The following is a 17,891-nucleotide window of genomic DNA, read 5'->3' on the forward strand; positions in this document are numbered from 1 at the left end:
AATCTAAATGAGAACATGCCCTAGTTATGCGGATAAAGGCCTCAGGTTATTATGGGGCTTTTTTTTATGATAAACCTTGGGTTATTAACCATATGACATAACTCAATAACATATGACATAATTCAATAATGCTACCCAACTGGCTCAGGTTAACCTAGGGTTTAAAAGGGGAATAGGCTTAGGGTATCAATCTTACGCTTAACGTAACCCATCATAGTATGTTAGAATTCGGCGCTTGCGTCGTTATCCTAAGATGACGACTTATCTTAAGATAACGACGCATCAAGGCATCCAGCTATTTGATTGGTTTATTCTATAATTTGAAAGCTGGTTTAGTTAAAATCCCCACATCATTATCATCTACTACTTTTACTAAATAGGTGTTTACCCCAGTGTTTGATTTGCAAGGTTTTGGACATCTCTTACTTAATGGCTCGCTGATTACGATCAAGCTTGCTCTATCTAGCCTTGCGATTGGATTGGTATTGGGGCTGCTTGGTGCAACTGCCAAACTGTCCAAAGTGTGGATTTTTCGAAAAGTTGCTACTATCTATACAGCAACAATGCGTGGTATCCCTGAATTATTACTGGTACTTTTTCTGTATTATGGTGGCTCCATGCTCATCATGGCAGTACTCAGCAAATTCGGTTACACACAATATGTTGAGGTCAGTCCATTTTTAGCCGGTGTGTTAGCCTTGTCCATCGCTTTTGGTGCTTATGCAACCGAAGTGTTTCGTATGGCAATACAAGAGATACCAAAAGGGCAGTGGGAAGCTGCTCAAGCAATTGGAATGAGGCCTACTCAATTGTATTTTCGCATCATCGTACCCCAAGTATGGCGCTTGGCACTACCGGGTTTAGGTAATTTGTTTTTGGTTCTGTTAAAAGATACGGCACTAGTTTCTGTAGTTGGTCTAAAAGATATTATGTATCACGCATCACGCGGTGCCCAAGCAACGCAGCAAGCCTTTACTTTTTATATGGCGGCAGCGGTTATTTACTTAGGTTTAACTATTATTGTTACCGCGTTAATGATGTTTATGGAATGGCGAGCCAATCCAGCAGAGCGATATGCTAAACGGTTGAGTAAAGAGCAAGTACCGCAATCACTGAACGCAGCTAAAGGATAGGACGGTATCATGGACTGGAATTGGCAAGTCATCTTTAAATACCTCCCTGATTTATTAGGTGGTGTGGTACTGACAGTTGAGCTGGTAGTCATGTCAGGGATACTGGGGCTATTTTTTGGCTTAATTTTAGCGTTATTGCGTTTGTCTAACAATAAGCTGGTACGTTTTATCCCTTTTCTGTATATCTTCTTTTTTAGAGGAACGCCGTTACTGGTACAAATCTTTTTAATCTATTATGGTCTTTCACAATTTGAATTTATAACAGAGTCATTTTTGTGGGAGCCCGTGCTTAAGCAGCCATTTTGGTGTGCCATTATTGCGTTTACGCTAAATACCAGCGCCTATATTGCTGAAATTATTCGTGGCGCAATTCAATCTATTCCACCTGGAGAATTAGAAGCTGCCGATGCCATTGGTATGTCTGGTTGGCAGAAGCTAACTCGTATTAAGTTACCGCGTGCATTTGGTATTATGCTTCCGGCTTATAGTAATGAAGTCATTTTTATGCTGAAAGGTAGTTCGCTTGCGATGACTATTGCTCTAATGGATATTACCGGTATTGCAAAAACAATTAGCGCCCGTACTTACACTATTTTTGAGCTTTATTTTGCGGCAGGTGTCATCTATCTTATATTATCTTGGGTCATTCTGTTGTCCTTCAACTTATTAGAAAAACGCATGAATCGGCATAGTAAGTATGTGCCCCCAGAGGCCGCTACTGGCAACATCTCGTAACGATATGAACTCTTCATAAGCTAAATTTTATTTAAGCTAAACCCTTCAGAGTGTCATAAATACCATCAATGATTATGCTGAGTTTCCCTTAAAAAATGCGCTACAATTAAATGGCTGTTATTGATTAACACATTTAATATAAAGGGAGCTTATCATGATTAAATCGCCACACTTATCATTAGTAAATGATATTGCCAAAGAGATTAATGAATCTGCTCACGAAGATGAAGCAAGAGCACTCGATATTCTCAATCCACATAACATCAAACCTATTGGCAAAGTTGTTTGTGTTGGGCGCTCTTATGCGGCTCACGCTACTGAACTTGGTAATGCTGTACCCACCCGCCCGATTTTATTTATAAAACCGGGTTCGAGTGTCATCTCCACTGATGATGTTGTACCCAGTACAGTGACTGATAGCCTGCGTAATAAGACCTATTCTGTGCATTATGAAACTGAGTTATGCCTATTAATTGGTCGAAGCTTAAAGTCGGCGTCAGTAGACGAAGTGAAAAATACAGCAGGGCTGATTGATGCGGTAACCTTAGGGCTTGATTTGACCCTGCGTGACTTGCAAACTGAGCTTAAAGAAAACGGTCATCCTTGGGAGCGGGCCAAGTGTTTTGATGGCTCATGCGTACTTGGTCCTTGGATTAATCCTACAAAGTTTGGCGACTTTACCCGTACTAAATTTCAATTACTTATTAATGATACTCTTGTGCAAGATGGTGATACCTCCCTAATGCTATTCCCAATTTATCAATTGATTAGCGAGATTAGTCACGCGTTTAGCCTACAAAAAGGTGATGTCATTATGACAGGTACACCAAGCGGAGTAGGAATGCTCCATTCAGGAGATAAATTAACCTTAAAACTGGGTTGGCATACGTGGCAAACCCATAGCAAATAGTTAATTGTTAATTGTTAATAGTAAGGTCTGACCAGCTAGAAGCTTAAACGCTGGGTATTAAAACGGATGATTAACATAAACAAAGTATTTGAAGGCCGCCTTTACTTAACAAGTAAAGGCGGTTTTTTGATGTATAAAGAAGCAAGTCATCAAAATGTCATCACATGGTCACTCAAGGTTAACATTGGTTACATAGAATAATTATTGGTTAGAAATGTGTAAGTAGCTCGCAATTATACCTAGGTGCGTGGATAGATATTACTAGGTTGTAATGTCTTTAGATTCACAACCCCAATCAGAAAGAATATTAGGACAAAATATGACTATCAAATTTAAGCTTGCAGCATTAACTGTGTCCATCTTATCAGCCACAATGCTATCTGCTTGTAATGATGACGATTCGGATTCAACCCCCTCTGATCCTGGTGTTGATGTGCCCACAGAATCATCATTAAAGCGTATTGCCACAGCACCTTTAGGTGCTGAGTTCACTGGTATTTTTGTTACTGATAATAATGAATTGTTTTTTAACGCCCAACATCCCTCTGATGATAATTCAATTGCAGATGCAAATAACAAGGTATTTAACAAAGGTACAGTTGGTGCAGTTTCTGTCTCTGTAAATGATGTGGTTGATGCTGATGAGCTAGGCTTACCGAACACAGCTGAAGAAAAACAGGTTATGAGAGTAGCGGCTGGTAAATACCAAGTATTGACTCAGCAAGGCGATACAACCGAAACCGGGACAAATATCGGTTCAATCTTAATGAAAAATGGTAAAGAGTTGAAAAGTTCAAACGACCCAGACTTTAACGGTGTAATCTCTGATGGTGGTAATGGTTATTACCTTTATACAAACTGGGAAGATCGTCCAGGTGGTATGAGCCGTGTGCATTTATCTGACTTTAAGATGGGTAAAGGGTTTAGTTCTGTTAAAGCGGAAGGCATGCTTAACTTTGATTCGGTTAACGGTACTTGGGTTAACTGTTTTGGCACAGTCAGCCCATGGGGTACACCATTAACGTCAGAAGAATTATATTTTGATGATACGGCTGATTGGTTTGATCCAACCGCTGATTATTTCAGTAATCCAATGTCTGTCGCTTTGTATAAAGGGTATATTGATAGCAAAGATGCCGTACCTACTGCCAATACACAGTGGGCTAATCCATATGATTATGGCTTTATTACTGAAATCGGTGTTAACAATACCGCTAAAGCGATGAATGTGAGTGATGTAGAGGTTAACAAGCTTGAGTTAATGGGTCGTTTCTCACATGAAAACTCAGTTGTTATGCCTGACAATCGTACTGTATTTTTAAGCGATGATGGTACTGGTACGGTGTTCTTCAAGTTTGTTGCTGATAAAGCTGGCGATATGTCAGCTGGTACCTTGTATGCTGCTAAAGTTACGCAGACAGGTGGCTCTGACCCTGCTAAAGCCGGCTTTGATATCAAGTGGATAGAGCTTGCACATGCCAAGGAAGCAGATATTGAAGCAGCAATTCGTGACTACGATGGCACTCTTGGTGAAGCCAAACACATTACTGATGAAGAAGTTGTTGCGTGGGCAAATGGCGATAGTAAGCACACGGACAATCGTGAAGCATTCTTAGAGTCACGTAAAGCAGCTGTTGCAAAAGGCGCTACAGGTGAATTCCGCAAAATGGAAGGGGTAAATATCAACTATAACTTGGCCAAATCACAGTTAGAAGCAGGTAAGCCTGCATTCATGTATATGGCAATGTCAGAGTACACCAAAACGATGAGTGATGGTGAAGGTGACATTCAACTAGACGGTACTCATGGTAAGTGTGGTGTTGTTTACCGTATGAAGCTAACAATGAAAGATGGCCTAGTCGATACCACGCGTATGGAGCCAGCAATTGTTGGTGCAAATTACGATGAAAACGCCCCAGCCAACCAGTGTGGTACTGATGGTTTATCTAATCCAGATAACTTAGTTGTCCTAGATGATGGTCGTATCATTATCGGGGAAGATACCAGTAATCATGAAAACAATATGTTGTGGGTATTTAGAGATGCTAACGCTAAGTAATTTGATAATTGCTTATAGTCTAACCACCTTTAAATGGTTACGGTGTTAAGCTTGCTTAAGGGCCTAGTCGTACTTGCGCTTGCTTGCCCTGTAACCATTTTAAAGTTGGTTGGCTATAGAAGCTCATATCGATTTACTTGATAATTATATTGTTAGGTCTAGGAAGCCCGCTTTCTAGACCTTTTTCTTGCTAATTTTTATTTTTTAACTAACCAAGATTTATTGTTTTAAGCGTGTTAATGGTGTCAGCGACACACATCATATAGTAGAAAAATAGGTTAGCGGTATAAATTAGAAACAGAAATTAATAGTGTGATATTCATTAATAGGTATAAACCGATTTTAAATTTATAAGACTTAAAATATGAAACTTAAAATAGAAACTAAAAAAGACGCATTGATTCAGCATACCAATAATCAACATCCCAACGAATGGATACTAAATTCTAAATTTTTAGTGGTGTCTATAAGTATGGCACTTGCCATGGGTTTAACTGCCTGTGGCGGTGATGATTCAGCCAGTTCTAATGTAGATGACGCTCCTTCTAATGGTAACAGTTCCGATCCAACCAATAGGCCGGATAATACGCAGGATTTACTGGCCTCATTGAAATTTCCTGAGAGTCCTGAGCTTTATAAGCAACAGTCTCAGCAGCCTTTAATTGCGCCGACTACTAACAAAATATACAACGTAGAAGCAGTTATACCACCTCAGTGCTATACCAAGCATGAAGAAAAATATAACCCTTGCATGACCTGCCATCAAACTTATGAGATGCTTTCAAGACCTAATGCGATGAATGATGGTAACCTTCAACAAGAATATGCCTTTTCAGATGTGGGAGTAACAAACCATTGGCAGAACTTATTTGAAGACCGTACCGACCGTATTGCTAAGATTAGCGACCAATCAGTAATTGATTATATTTATACTGATAATTACTCTCCATTGGTAGAAAAAATTAACAGTATTGGCGACTGGAATGGCTATGTGCCTGACATTAAAAATTTGCATTTGGGTGCTGAAGCATTTGATGAGTTGGGTTTTGCGAAAGATGGTAGTCATTGGGTTGCTTTTAATTACAAACCATTTCCAAGCACCTTTTGGCCAACTAATGGCTCAACAGATGATGTGATTGTCAGATTGCCTGAGGTGTTTCGTCAAGGGTGTGATGGTTTGGTATATAGTCAAGATGCTTACATTGCTAACTTATCTATTATGGAGATGATTATTAAGGATTTAGACAGCATCAGTACGCCGCCTATTGATGAGGCTAAAGTTTGCCGAGACTTAAATGGCGATAACCAACTAGAGGTGGTTACCCAGATTAATGCCCAAGATACCTATGTTGGCGGTGCCAAAGATATTAAGACTTATAAAATGCTTTATCCCCAAGGTATTGAGTTCATTCATAGCGTGCGATATGTGGGAATAAAACAAAATGGCGAGATATTTAATCCCCCTCGCTTTAAAGAGCTTCGGTACATGAAAAAGACACAATTTTACAATGAGGCTAATTTGCGTTCACGCTATGACAATGAACATCAGGAAAAACGTGATGAAAATCTACCTAAGTATAACTTTAAATTAGATCAGGGTACTACAAACAATTTTGGTTGGACAATACACGGTTATATTGAAGACCAAACGGGTTCATTAAGACGGCAAACGGAAGAAGAGACTGCATTTTGTATGGGATGTCATACGACAATAGGGACTACTATTGATCAAACGTTCGCCTTTCCACGCAAAGTGACTGGTTCAGCAGGTTGGGGTTACATCAACTTAAAAGGCATGCCGGACGTGCCCAATAAAGGTATGAATATTGGTGAGTTCTTAAACTATATGCAGGCCGTTGGTGGCGGCGATGAGTTTAGACAAAATACTGAGATGCTAAGCCGATGGTTTGATGATAATAATCAGCCAATAGTTGAAAAAGTAAAAGACAAGGATGTTTACTCACTGATTACCCCAAGTGTTGAGCGTGCCTTAGATCTCAACAAGGCATATATGACTATTGTTGAGGATCAAGACTTCATTCATGGACGTGATGCTAATATAACCAAAGCTACCAATGTTTATGAGCAGGTAGATGGTGCAACTGCGCCCGTGTTGCCTAAAGATAAAACTCGCAAATTTGATATGCGATTACAGTGGTAGAAGTAGTGGACTGCTCTTAATTGATTGTGTTAAAAAAGCCCTTTCAAGTATCATACTTGAGAGGGCTACTTTATGTTCTTAAAAAAGAATATGTGTTTAAAGTAAACGATATACATTAAGTTAAGCGGCAGTCATGGACCAAACATTTATTCAAAAATTTCTTGAACATCAGCGCTATTAAACTTGTAAACCGAACCACAGAATCCACAATCCATTTCAAAAATACCGCCTTGTTGCTCAATAATGTCTAATGCCTCGGTTTCGCCAATTTGTTCAATAGCCATCTCACACTTGTCACGTGAGCAGGTACAGCCAAATTCAAGCATTACGGGGTCAGGCACTACTACCTCTTCTTCATGGTATAGTCTATAAATGATTTCACTGGCATCAAGTGTGGTTAATTCCTCAGGCTTTAAGGTGCGGGTTAATACCGTTAAGCGCGTCCACAAGTCGTCACGTATGCCGGCATCTTCATTTTGCTCAACTTCAAATTTCTCTTCAGCGCTGCGCGGCAGCATTTGCACTAATATTCCGCCTGCCTGCAAGCCATCGCACGCTAAATTAAAGAGTGTTGGAATCTGAGCAGATTGCTGTTGATAATGAGCCAAGCATGCCGCTAAATTATCGTGATTACGCTCAACAATACCCTGATAAGCTTGTCCTTGTTCAGGTTGAATATTAATAAACAATACCCCCTTACCCACATCGCCAAGCTCAAAAAAAGCCTCATTCGCAGTTGTTTTTTCTGCCCACACGCGTTTTTGTTCGTCAGTCTCGTTCTTCCAACTGGCAAGTGCTCGAATGATACCTGAATGATCACACTCTGCCATTGCCCAATTAAGTAGACTATTGTCATCAGACGATTGTAGCTGGATCGATAGCGTACCATCAATTTTTAATGTACCAATTAACAAACTGGCCGCTGTCAACATCTCCCCAAGTAACCGTTTGATAGATTCAGGATAATCTTTTTGAGAGGTAATGGTAGCGTAGCTATGTTGCAGGCGCACCACGTCTCCACGTACAGGGGAGTCTTCAATAAAAAAGCGTTGGCGTAAATCAGTAGGATGAGTCATATAAGTCTCTTAAAGGTCATGATAATCTAAGATATTCAATGTGTTTTATATTGGGATAAAAGTGAGTTTATCAATGCTGATTTTTGATGCCCATAGATGACCGTATAAAGCGAAAAAAATTCACGATAACTCAAATTAAAGTGGTTTTTTAACGCAGATAAGCAAGAAAACTGAAAGAGATTGATAATGAGTGAGTAGGTGTTTACTGATACAATGATTGCTAACTTTAAACGAGGTATTAAAGTGAAATAGGCATGCTTTGAAGCACTTATGACTCGAAGCACATATTAATATAGTAGGGTAATACCTCGCCTAATTTAGCTTATTAATTAACTTTAAAATGATACCGCTTATATTTCAGCTTAGAAGAACACCATTCAAAAATTATAATGTTAAGGAGTAGTTATGTCGATGGAATCAAATCAGGCAGGTGTGGTTATTATTGGTGCAGGGTTAGCAGGCTGGGGGGTTATTGATGCTATCAGAGCTAAAGATAAAAATATCCCAATTACTCTGATTACCTCAGATAATGCAGATCGTTACCATAAACCCATGCTAACTATGGCAATTAGCCAAAATAAATCAGCCGCAGATTTGGTTCGAGCCACAGGTGTAGAGGCTGCAAAAACTTCTGGTGTGACGCTATTAGCAAACACCTATGTGACCCAAATTGATAGTCATAGTCAGCAAGTACAGGTTCGTAGCGCAGCGGATAAGGATACGGAAACTGACACTGACACTAAGGCTGATGTTACAACGCGCGCTATTAAGTATGATAAATTAGTCTTAGCAATGGGTGCTCAGCCTATTTTCCCCTCCAGTTTACCGAAAGATATCGTATGGCATGTTAACCATATTGAACGTTTTGGCCAGCTTCAGAAAGCGCTAGAAAAGGGGCCTCAAAAGATAGCTATTGTCGGTGCTGGCATGGTGGGTACCGAGATTGCTGAAGATTTGTTGAAGGCAGGACATGATATTACTTTAATGGATTTAAACAATGCCCCATTAGCACAAATGTTGCCAGAAGCTGCGACGGCACGTATTAAACAGGCGATTGACTCACAAGGTATTCACTTTTTGGGAGGGTCTTTGGTTCAATCCGTGACTAAGCTTGAAAATAACCAATTGCAAGTGGTGTATGCCAGTATCAACGATGAACAACATCCTCAAACGATAGTGGTTGACCATGTTATCGCCAGTACGGGTTTAAGTATTGATGCAGCACTGCCCGAATCGGCTAATATTGAGTTCGATAAAAGAACGGGTATTAGAGTCGACGAGGCTACTTTACAAACTTCACAACCTAATATCTTTGCCATTGGCGACTGTATGTCTATTTCGGGGGTTCCTTGCCGTTATGTTGCCCCTCTTCGTTCGCAAGCCGCGACTATTGCTGAGCAAGTCTTGGCAGGTCAAGCAGAAGATGTGCAATATCAGCCATACGTTCATAAGCCACCAATGATTCGCCTAAAAAACAAAGCCATTTCGGTTATAGTGACGGGCGTGCCTTCTAATACTGGGAACTGGCAGATTGTCACATCAACAGATGATGAATTAGTCATGGTGCAACTGGATGAACAAGATAACACCACTGCTAACGTAACGATTAAATCATAACCATGCAATCATAATCATTCAATCGTAGCTATTAATTTATGACTGTTAAACTAACTACTAAATCGCCAATAGCCTCATTCAAAACATAATATATAGGATCTAAAAAATTAAACGATACATTATGTCTCAATATGGTTGACAATAGTGTTAACTAGACTTTATAGTAATGGCTATTAAAAGTTATATTTGCAGGGTCATTGTTGTTTGGTTATTGCCCTATACAGTGATGAATATAGGGTAAAGGCAGGATGAGGGCTGATTGTTGTAACACGGAGTAACAATAATCAGTGTATTGCTGCCCCAAACATTTGGCTTTAGCTGTTAAGTTATTTCATCAATTACTAGGGCTGATTGCAGGTTACCCATGACGCCTTGTTTTAGACCGCTATTAGTAATAGCTATTAGTAATATCTATCTTTCTAGTAATGCCTATCTTTCATAAGTAAGTAACAAAATACAGTTATTCTCAGAAGTGTCATTTAAGTTAAGCACTATTAAGTTAAGCACTATTAATTTAGTCGTAAATATAACTAAGTTAACGTTTGGGTAGGTAAGTTTTATACTGCCTTAGTTAACGACAAAAATAATCAAACGAAAGGATTCGTTATGTCTGACTCTACTAATTCAGTAGTATCTAATGCTTCTATAAATAACCCCACTCTTGATAACCTACTTGATAGTCTGGCACGCATTGATATGGGTGCTAAATCTGCTAATGCGCCTCTTAAAAAAAGCTATGACAAAGGCCCTACTGTTCCATTAATTGAAGCCACTATTGGCGATTTCTTTGATGCTATTGTTGCTAAATATCCAGAGCGTGAGGCCATTGTTTCCTGTCATCAAAATATCAGGTGGACTTATAAACAGCTTCAGCGTCAGGTCAATCAATTGGCAAGCGCCATGATTGAGATGGGGCTTTCTATAGGCGACCGTGTTGGTATTTGGTCGCATAATAATGTTGAATGGCTGTTAATGCAATTAGCAACTGCCAAAGTAGGGGTGGTATTGGTTAACATTAATCCTGCCTATCGCAGTTTCGAGTTGCAGTATGCCTTGAATAAACTGGGCTGTGCAGCATTGGTGCACATGCGCCACTTTAAATCGAGCGATTATGCTTTAATGATTCGGGAGCTTTGCCCTGAGATTTATCATAAGGATTATTACCAGCTAGATCTCGTAGAGATTCCAACAATTGAGCGTATTATTTGGATCGATGAGCCAGGTAATGATGAAGACTTTAAATATATGCAAAGGTTCTCAAACTGGATGGCAGAGGGTAGTGCGGATGATCCTCGAGTTGCTGAGCGTCAAGCACAGCTGAAAAATACCGATCCAATAAACGTGCAGTTTACCAGTGGTACGACAGGAACACCAAAAGGAGCGACACTCACACATCGCAACATATTAAATAATGGATACTTTATTGGTGAGGCAATGAGTCTGACCCATAAAGATCGTTTATGTATTCCCGTGCCGCTATATCATTGCTTTGGCATGGTGCTTGGTAATTTAGCTATTTTAACCCACGGAGGATGTATCGTATATCCAAATGATGGGTTTGAGCCAAAAAGTGTATTACAAGCCGTGCAAGATGAGAAGTGTACTGGCTTGCATGGCGTGCCGACCATGTTTATTGCTGAACTAGACCACCCTGATTTTGATCAATTCGATTTGTCTACATTGCGCACAGGTATTATGGCAGGTTCAAGTTGCCCGATTGAAGTGATGCGCCGAGTCATTGATAAAATGCACATGGATGAGGTAACTATTGCATATGGCATGACGGAAACCAGCCCCGTATCTTGCCAAACCAATCAGCATACCCCTTTGGATAAGCAAGTCTCTACCGTTGGTTTAGTACAACCCAACTTGGAAGTTAAGATAGTTGACACTGAGACGGGCGAGATTGTGCCAATCGGCGAAAAAGGCGAGCTACTTACCAAAGGATATTCAGTGATGAAAGGCTATTGGGGTAGCCGATTTAAGACCAAAGAAGCGATTCAAGATGGCTGGATGCACACAGGCGATTTGGCCACGATGGATGAAGATGGCTACGTGAAGATTGTTGGGCGTAGTAAAGACATGGTTATTCGTGGCGGCGAAAATATTTATCCCGTCGAGATTGAAAACTACTTATATAGACACCCAGATATTTTAGATGTTCAAGTGGTTGGGGTGCCAGATAAAAAGTATGGGGAAGTTTTGGCCGCATGGATTATCACTAAGAAAGGCCATTCTTTAACTGAAGAGAGTGTCCGTGAGTTTTGTAAAGATCACATTGCTCATTATAAGATACCAACCTACTATCGTTTTGTAGAAGAATTTCCAATGACAGTCACAGGAAAGATCCAGAAATTCAAGATTGTCGACATTATGAAACAAGAGTTAGGGTTATAGTTTTCCTTGTCCTATTCTTTTTAAAAATTTACAGCCGACTTAGTAATAGCTTTAAACATATAAATATTTAAAAAATAAAATACTGTTAGGGTGGGTTATTCGCTGACTTATCAAAGGATAGGTCTTAAGTACCCCTCAAACACCGTTGATAAGGGACGTCATGAGCACCATTACCAGTAAACTTAGCCCAAATTCTAAAGATTTTGTAGAGAATACAGCAGCCATGCAGGTCATTGTTGATGATTTGCATGCCCACCTTTCAAAAATTGCGCAGGGCGGCTCGGAGCGTGCCAGAGCTAAACACTTAGCACGAGGTAAATTATTACCGCGTGAGCGGGTTGAGCGCTTACTTGATCCCGGTACGGCGTTTTTGGAAGTCGCCCCAATGGCCGCATATGATATGTACGATGCTGATATTCCTGCTGCTGGCGTGATTGCTGGTATAGGCCGTGTTAATGGTATCGAATGTATGATTGTGTGTAATGACGCTACCGTTAAAGGTGGTACATACTATCCAATGACGGTAAAAAAGCATTTACGCGCGCAAGAAATCGCTCAGGAAAATAACCTGCCGTGTGTATATTTGGTGGACTCAGGTGGCGCTAACTTACCAAATCAAGATGATGTGTTTCCAGATAAAGAACATTTTGGTCGTATCTTTTATAATCAAGCCAATATGAGCGCCGCGGGTATTCCGCAGATTGCTGTCGTCATGGGCAGCTGTACAGCGGGGGGCGCTTATGTGCCTGCTATGAGTGATGAGTCTATCATCGTTAAGGAACAGGGCACTATATTTTTAGGTGGTCCACCATTAGTCAAAGCAGCAACGGGTGAAGAGGTAACCGCAGAAGATTTAGGCGGCGGAGATGTGCACACTCGTTTGTCAGGGGTTGTTGATTATTTAGCAGAAAATGATTTACACGCGTTATCTATGGCGCGTGACATTGTGGGTAATCTAAACCGCAAACCCAAACAGATACCCAATCAAATTGAACCCCGTGAGCCTAATTATGATGCCAAAGAGCTTTATGGTGTCATTCCCACGGATACCAGAAAGCCGTTTGATATTCGTGAAATTATTGCTCGCATTGTCGATGCCAGTGAATTTGATGAGTTCAAAGCCCGCTTTGGGACAACTTTGGTTTGTGGTTTTGCCTATATTGAAGGCATGAAAGTCGGAATTGTGGCTAATAATGGTATCTTGTTTAGTGAGTCCGCCCAAAAGGGCACGCACTTTATTGAGCTGTGCTGTAAGCGCAATATCCCATTGGTCTTTTTACAAAATATTACCGGCTTTATGGTGGGGCGTAAGTATGAAAATGAAGGTATTGCTCGTCATGGTGCCAAGATGGTAATGGCAGTTGCTAATGCTCAAGTCCCTAAATTCACGGTCATTGTCGGTGGCTCATTTGGGGCGGGTAACTATGGCATGTGTGGACGTGCCTATAGCCCGAGATTTTTATGGATGTGGCCGAATGCGCGAATTTCAGTAATGGGCGGGGAGCAAGCAGCGTCAGTATTAGCGACTGTGAAGCGTGACAATTTCGAGCGCAAAGGCGAAGAGTGGAGCGTGGAAGAAGAAAATGCATTCAAAGCGCCAATTTTAGAGATGTACGAAAAACAAGGGCATCCTTATTATGCCTCAGCAAGGTTGTGGGATGATGGGGTTATTGATCCAGTCGATACGCGCAAGGTGTTAGCTCTAGGGTTAAGTGCGGCTTATAATGCTGAAATTAAAGAAACTAAGTTTGGTGTGTTTAGAATGTAATCCGCTTAACCCTAATTTTTACTAAGGTTTCCTAGTCAGCCGCAACTGGTAAGACACAACATATCCTCCGCCTTCATGTGATGAACTGAATTTAATAAACCCGATGTAATTGGCCTGATAATGTGTAGGCTACAGAGAGAATGCTATGGCAAACCCAATGGACAACAGCACGTTTAGCACACTGAACATTGCTATTGAGGATGAGGTGGCTACGGTAACCTTGTCACGTCCAGACAAGCGTAATGCGTTTAATGATGAAGTCATTGCTGAGTTAAATCGAGCATTTACTGAGCTTGGCAATGATGATGAGGTAAGAGCGATTGTTCTAGCTGCTCAGGGCACAGCCTTTTGTGCGGGTGCAGATTTAAGCTGGATGCGTGCGATGGCGGATTATAGCCGTGAAGAGAACTTAGCAGATGCCGATAAACTGGCACAAATGCTTAAGGTAATTTATGACTGTCCAAAGCCAACTATTGCCGCTATTCAAGGGGATGTTTATGCCGGCGGTGTTGGCTTAATTGCTGTCTGCGATGTGGCCATAGCGGTTGAATCCGCTAACTTTTGCTTAAGTGAAGTACGTTTGGGCTTAGCACCTGCAACTATTAGCCCATATGTTATTCGTGCGATGGGTGCAAGAGCCTCGCATCGTTACTTCTTAACGGCAGAAGTATTTGATGCGGCTGAGGCTTATCGCATTGGGCTGATTCATGAATGTGTGAGCTCAGATGAGCTTAACGATACCGTGGCCAAAATTTGTAAAAAATGGCGTAATAACAGCCCCAATGCAATCAAAGAATGCAAACAAATATTGCACGATGTGGCTGGTGAGACAATCGATGATAAGCTTATTGAACAAACGGTCGAAGGGATTGCCGATATTAGAGCCTCTACTGAAGGCAAAGAGGGCGTGCAGTCATTCTTGCAAAAGCGTAAGCCAAATTGGCTGGCTTCTTAAATATAGAAGAGCATACTATGATTCATGGTAAATGTTTGTGCGGTGTTACTGAATTTGCATGCGACATTCAGACCAACCCTTTGAAAATTTATCAATGTCATTGTTCGTTATGTAAAAAGCAAACAGGCTCCAGCTCTAATTCAGCGACTATAATTCCAATGGCTGATTTTAAATGGGTGAATAAGGGACAGATAAAAAGCTGGCAGAAAGAGACAGGGTTTAGCGCACACTTTTGTGGTAACTGTGGTTGTCCTGTCCCTAATTTATTCGCCAATCAGTACTACTGGATACCTATTGGCCTACTTGAGATAGATAATCCTGAGGCGTCTGTAGAGGTCGTTGCTCACTTATGCTTAAGCACCAAGTCTAGTTGGCATCAAATCCACTTAGAGTCAAAATCAAAGCCAGAAAAATTTGAAACATTACCTGATTTTAAACACCTACTAAAGCTTCTCTCTTAAGTAATAACCATAGGTATATGCAAAGACTAAACGATTTAATAGCACGCTCATCATTATTAGCATCAGCATATTACTAATTTTGTAAGTTTCTAGATTAAACGATAAGGACAGTCATGTTTACTAAGATTTTAATTGCCAACCGTGGTGAGATTGCTTGCCGAATCGCCGCAACAGCCAAACGCATGGGTGTGCGTACAGTTGCTGTATATTCAGAGGCTGATCGTTATGCTAAACATGTGAATGCGTGTGACGAAGCAGTATACATTGGCGGTTCTGCGCCTAAGGACAGCTACCTTAAAGGTGACTTACTTATTCAGGTTGCCAAACAAACAGGGGCTCAGGCCATTCATCCGGGGTATGGTTTTTTAAGTGAGAATGCGTCTTTTGCACAGGCGTGTGAAGAGGCGGGCATTACCTTCATTGGGCCACCAGCTTCTGCTATTACCGCAATGGGCTTGAAGTCAGAATCTAAACAGCTAATGGAAACGGCTGGCGTGCCGCTTATTCCCGGTTACCACGGTGCTAATCAAGACCCTGACTTCTTGCAAAGTGAGGCCGATAAAATTGGCTATCCTTTACTGATTAAAGCCAGCTCTGGCGGTGGTGGTAAAGGCATGCGTTTGGTTGAACGCAGTGAAGACTTTAAAGAGCTATTAGAGTCCTGCCGCCGTGAGGCCATTACCAGTTTTGGTAATGACGCGGTTCTCATTGAAAAATATGCTTTAAAACCTCGACATATTGAAATTCAGGTATTTGGCGATAGTCATGGTAACTACGTACATTTATTTGAACGCGATTGTTCCGTACAGCGCCGCCACCAAAAAGTATTAGAAGAAGCACCAGCACCAAATGTTGATGAGGCCATGCGTGAGGCTATGGGTACGGCAGCCATTAATGCTGCAAGTGCGGTTAACTATGTAGGTGCAGGTACGGTTGAGTTTATCGTTGAGCAACGTGTCTCTGATGATGGCCAAGTAGACATGAATTTCTACTTTATGGAGATGAATACACGTCTGCAAGTCGAGCATCCTGTCACTGAAGCCATCACTGGCGTTGATTTAGTAGAATGGCAATTACTCGTTGCTGCTGGAGGTAAACTGCCAAAGCGTCAAGATGAGTTAAGCATCAATGGACATTCAATCGAAGCTCGATTGTGTGCTGAGAACCCAGACAATGATTTTTTGCCTGCAACAGGAAGCTTGTATACCTATCAAAAGCCTGAACATAGCCAGTTTGCGGTAGATTCAGTTCGTATTGATGATGGTGTTGAAGAAGGTGATGTCATTAGTCCATTTTATGACTCTATGATTGCTAAACTGATTGTGCATGCGCCAACCCGTCAGCAAGCTTTAGCCAAGTTAGATCAAGCTTTAGCATTAACTCGCATTGTTGGTTTACCAAATAACGTCGCATTCTTACGCCATGTTTTGGCAACGGACTCCTTTAGTCAGGCTAACCTTGATACAGCATTGATTGAGCGTGAAAAAGATGTTTTATTTGATCAACAACCATTACCATTAGCCCAATTAGTGACCAGTGCAGTGGTGCATAAACTGTCAGAAGAAGCTGATGCCTTAAAAACAGCCAGTGCTCTGTCCCAGTCAAATGATCCGTTCAGCCAGCTAAATGGCTGGCGGGCTTATACGAGCTATCAGCGTTATTTCAGCTTAGTGTTAAATAATGGTCAAACCGATGAGCATTACATAGCGGTTATTAGTGATTGGCAGGAAGTGGATGCTAGAGGAAGCCAGCAGGAGGACCAATCAAGTCAGCGTTTTAAATTGAGCATTAAACCCGTTGAAACGTCAGATGCGATTGCTAATCAAGCCGATGCAGAAGATTTAAGTGGGGCCGTGTTTAATGACATTGTTGAATACATGAATTCAGACGCTAACTCTTATGTATTATGGTTAGATAACCAGCGTTTAAAGGTTCAAAGTTGGAAAAATAATGAAGAGATCCACGTATTTAGCGATAACGGTAGTGGGGTTATTAGCCTTGTCGATGCGATGGCACATGTGGGCGAAGATAGCCAAGCTGTGGGTAGTTTAAAGTCTCCTATGCCGGGTCAGGTCGTTGCTTTTAAAGTAGCCGCGGGTGACACGGTTAAGCAGGGTCAAGCACTGGCTGTTATTGAGGCGATGAAGATTGAACACACTATCAATGCACCGGCGGATGGCGTCGTAGCAGAGTTGTTATTTGCTCCCGGTGATTTAGTAGCAGATGGTGATGAGTTACTTCGTATTGATACTGAAGAGTAAATCTATCATTCGTTAAAAGTAGTATCGAAAAAAGTAGTATTACCAGAAGTAGCGCCATTTTATCGCATTCATTAGGCCTCACCTTAGCCTAGCTTGTGCCTTGTTTCTTGAAATTATAATTTTCAGTGCGATATAGAATTGCGATATAGAATAAGGCCATACGCGAATATCCGATTCAAAAATTAAAGTAGCTACAACAGAGTAGCTAAAACAGAGTAGTTATAAATAATAGTAGCCATAAAAATTCGCAATAAACAGGCTTGCAAGCATGGCAAATAGTAGAATTAGCGAGTTGGCCACTGTTTAATTACCTTCTTGGACAGATATAAGATGTCTTATGACCTGCTACAGGCCGTAG

Annotated in this window: 12 protein-coding genes and 1 pseudogene; 12 read left to right on the forward strand and 1 reads right to left on the reverse strand. The window is 41.1% G+C overall.

Translation table 11 applies throughout. From position 1 onward, the window contains the following. Positions 1–392: 392 nt before the first annotated feature. From AC2SLL_RS10495 to AC2SLL_RS10515, 5 genes are all read left to right on the forward strand, one after another. Positions 393–1,133: an ABC transporter permease gene (locus tag AC2SLL_RS10495; RefSeq protein WP_486531643.1), complete on the forward strand. Its 741-nt coding sequence runs from the start codon at positions 393–395 to the stop codon at positions 1,131–1,133. Between the two features lie 9 nt (positions 1,134–1,142). After that, on the forward strand, positions 1,143–1,868 hold the full coding sequence (locus AC2SLL_RS10500; RefSeq protein WP_486531644.1) for an ABC transporter permease: 726 nt from the start codon (positions 1,143–1,145) through the stop codon (positions 1,866–1,868). A gap of 154 nt (positions 1,869–2,022) precedes the next feature. Beyond that, on the forward strand, positions 2,023–2,778 hold the full coding sequence (locus AC2SLL_RS10505; protein ID WP_486531645.1) for a fumarylacetoacetate hydrolase family protein: 756 nt from the start codon (positions 2,023–2,025) through the stop codon (positions 2,776–2,778). 319 nt (positions 2,779–3,097) lie between these two features. After that, positions 3,098–4,837, forward strand: a complete 1,740-nt coding sequence (locus tag AC2SLL_RS10510; protein WP_486531646.1) for an alkaline phosphatase PhoX — start codon at positions 3,098–3,100, stop codon at positions 4,835–4,837. A gap of 364 nt (positions 4,838–5,201) precedes the next feature. Then, on the forward strand, positions 5,202–6,998 hold the full coding sequence (locus AC2SLL_RS10515) for a hypothetical protein (RefSeq protein WP_486531647.1): 1,797 nt from the start codon (positions 5,202–5,204) through the stop codon (positions 6,996–6,998). A gap of 146 nt (positions 6,999–7,144) precedes the next feature. Here AC2SLL_RS10515 and hslO read toward each other — a convergent pair whose 3' ends face one another. Beyond that, a complete protein-coding gene (hslO, locus tag AC2SLL_RS10520) occupies positions 7,145–8,074 on the reverse strand; it encodes an Hsp33 family molecular chaperone HslO (protein WP_486531648.1) in 930 nt (309 codons plus the stop codon). Positions 8,075–8,479: 405 nt separating this feature from the next. Here hslO and AC2SLL_RS10525 point away from each other — a divergent pair, with 405 nt between their 5' ends. The 7 genes and pseudogenes from AC2SLL_RS10525 to AC2SLL_RS10555 all read left to right on the forward strand — a co-directional run bounded on the left by AC2SLL_RS10525 (position 8,480) and on the right by AC2SLL_RS10555 (position 17,533). After that, positions 8,480–9,691 carry an FAD-dependent oxidoreductase gene (locus AC2SLL_RS10525; RefSeq protein WP_486531649.1) on the forward strand — a complete coding sequence of 404 codons (1,212 nt, stop codon included), beginning with the start codon at positions 8,480–8,482 and terminating at the stop codon, positions 9,689–9,691. 696 nt (positions 9,692–10,387) lie between these two features. Continuing rightward, positions 10,388–12,088 (forward strand): AMP-binding protein, encoded by a 1,701-nt coding sequence (locus AC2SLL_RS10530; protein ID WP_486531678.1) that lies wholly within the window; start codon positions 10,388–10,390, stop codon positions 12,086–12,088. A 160-nt stretch (positions 12,089–12,248) separates the two neighbouring features. Further along, the gene (locus tag AC2SLL_RS10535; RefSeq protein WP_486531651.1) at positions 12,249–13,856 is read left to right on the forward strand and encodes a carboxyl transferase domain-containing protein; all 1,608 of its coding nucleotides are present in this window, start codon (positions 12,249–12,251) and stop codon (positions 13,854–13,856) included. A 145-nt stretch (positions 13,857–14,001) separates the two neighbouring features. Then, entirely contained in the window at positions 14,002–14,811 is an 810-nt protein-coding gene (locus AC2SLL_RS10540) for an enoyl-CoA hydratase/isomerase family protein (protein WP_486531652.1), read from the forward strand. 17 nt (positions 14,812–14,828) lie between these two features. Further along, positions 14,829–15,272: a GFA family protein gene (locus AC2SLL_RS10545; RefSeq protein WP_486531653.1), complete on the forward strand. Its 444-nt coding sequence runs from the start codon at positions 14,829–14,831 to the stop codon at positions 15,270–15,272. A 113-nt stretch (positions 15,273–15,385) separates the two neighbouring features. Beyond that, positions 15,386–16,942 (forward strand): annotated as a pseudogene (locus AC2SLL_RS10550) (acetyl-CoA carboxylase biotin carboxylase subunit); the annotation flags it as partial. A 390-nt stretch (positions 16,943–17,332) separates the two neighbouring features. Continuing rightward, positions 17,333–17,533 (forward strand): acyl-CoA carboxylase biotin carboxyl carrier protein subunit, encoded by a 201-nt coding sequence (locus AC2SLL_RS10555; RefSeq protein ID WP_486531679.1) that lies wholly within the window; start codon positions 17,333–17,335, stop codon positions 17,531–17,533. Positions 17,534–17,891 lie beyond the last annotated feature (358 nt).

The organism is Psychrobacter sp. CX97 (assembly GCF_057396285.1).

What these genes read in the sequence shown, in the direction of transcription:
- AC2SLL_RS10545 (WP_486531653.1), top strand. Translation starts at nt 14,829, where the DNA reads ATGATTCATGGTAAATGTTTGTGCGGTGTTACTGAATTTGCATGCGAC.
- AC2SLL_RS10525 (WP_486531649.1), top strand. Translation starts at nt 8,480, where the DNA reads ATGTCGATGGAATCAAATCAGGCAGGTGTGGTTATTATTGGTGCAGGG.
- AC2SLL_RS10515 (WP_486531647.1), top strand. Translation starts at nt 5,202, where the DNA reads ATGAAACTTAAAATAGAAACTAAAAAAGACGCATTGATTCAGCATACC.
- AC2SLL_RS10555 (WP_486531679.1), top strand. Translation starts at nt 17,333, where the DNA reads ATGCCGGGTCAGGTCGTTGCTTTTAAAGTAGCCGCGGGTGACACGGTT.
- AC2SLL_RS10535 (WP_486531651.1), top strand. Translation starts at nt 12,249, where the DNA reads ATGAGCACCATTACCAGTAAACTTAGCCCAAATTCTAAAGATTTTGTA.
- AC2SLL_RS10530 (WP_486531678.1), top strand. Translation starts at nt 10,388, where the DNA reads ATGGGTGCTAAATCTGCTAATGCGCCTCTTAAAAAAAGCTATGACAAA.
- AC2SLL_RS10500 (WP_486531644.1), top strand. Translation starts at nt 1,143, where the DNA reads ATGGACTGGAATTGGCAAGTCATCTTTAAATACCTCCCTGATTTATTA.
- AC2SLL_RS10505 (WP_486531645.1), top strand. Translation starts at nt 2,023, where the DNA reads ATGATTAAATCGCCACACTTATCATTAGTAAATGATATTGCCAAAGAG.
- hslO (WP_486531648.1), bottom strand. Translation starts at nt 8,074, where the DNA reads ATGACTCATCCTACTGATTTACGCCAACGCTTTTTTATTGAAGACTCC.
- AC2SLL_RS10540 (WP_486531652.1), top strand. Translation starts at nt 14,002, where the DNA reads ATGGCAAACCCAATGGACAACAGCACGTTTAGCACACTGAACATTGCT.
- AC2SLL_RS10510 (WP_486531646.1), top strand. Translation starts at nt 3,098, where the DNA reads ATGACTATCAAATTTAAGCTTGCAGCATTAACTGTGTCCATCTTATCA.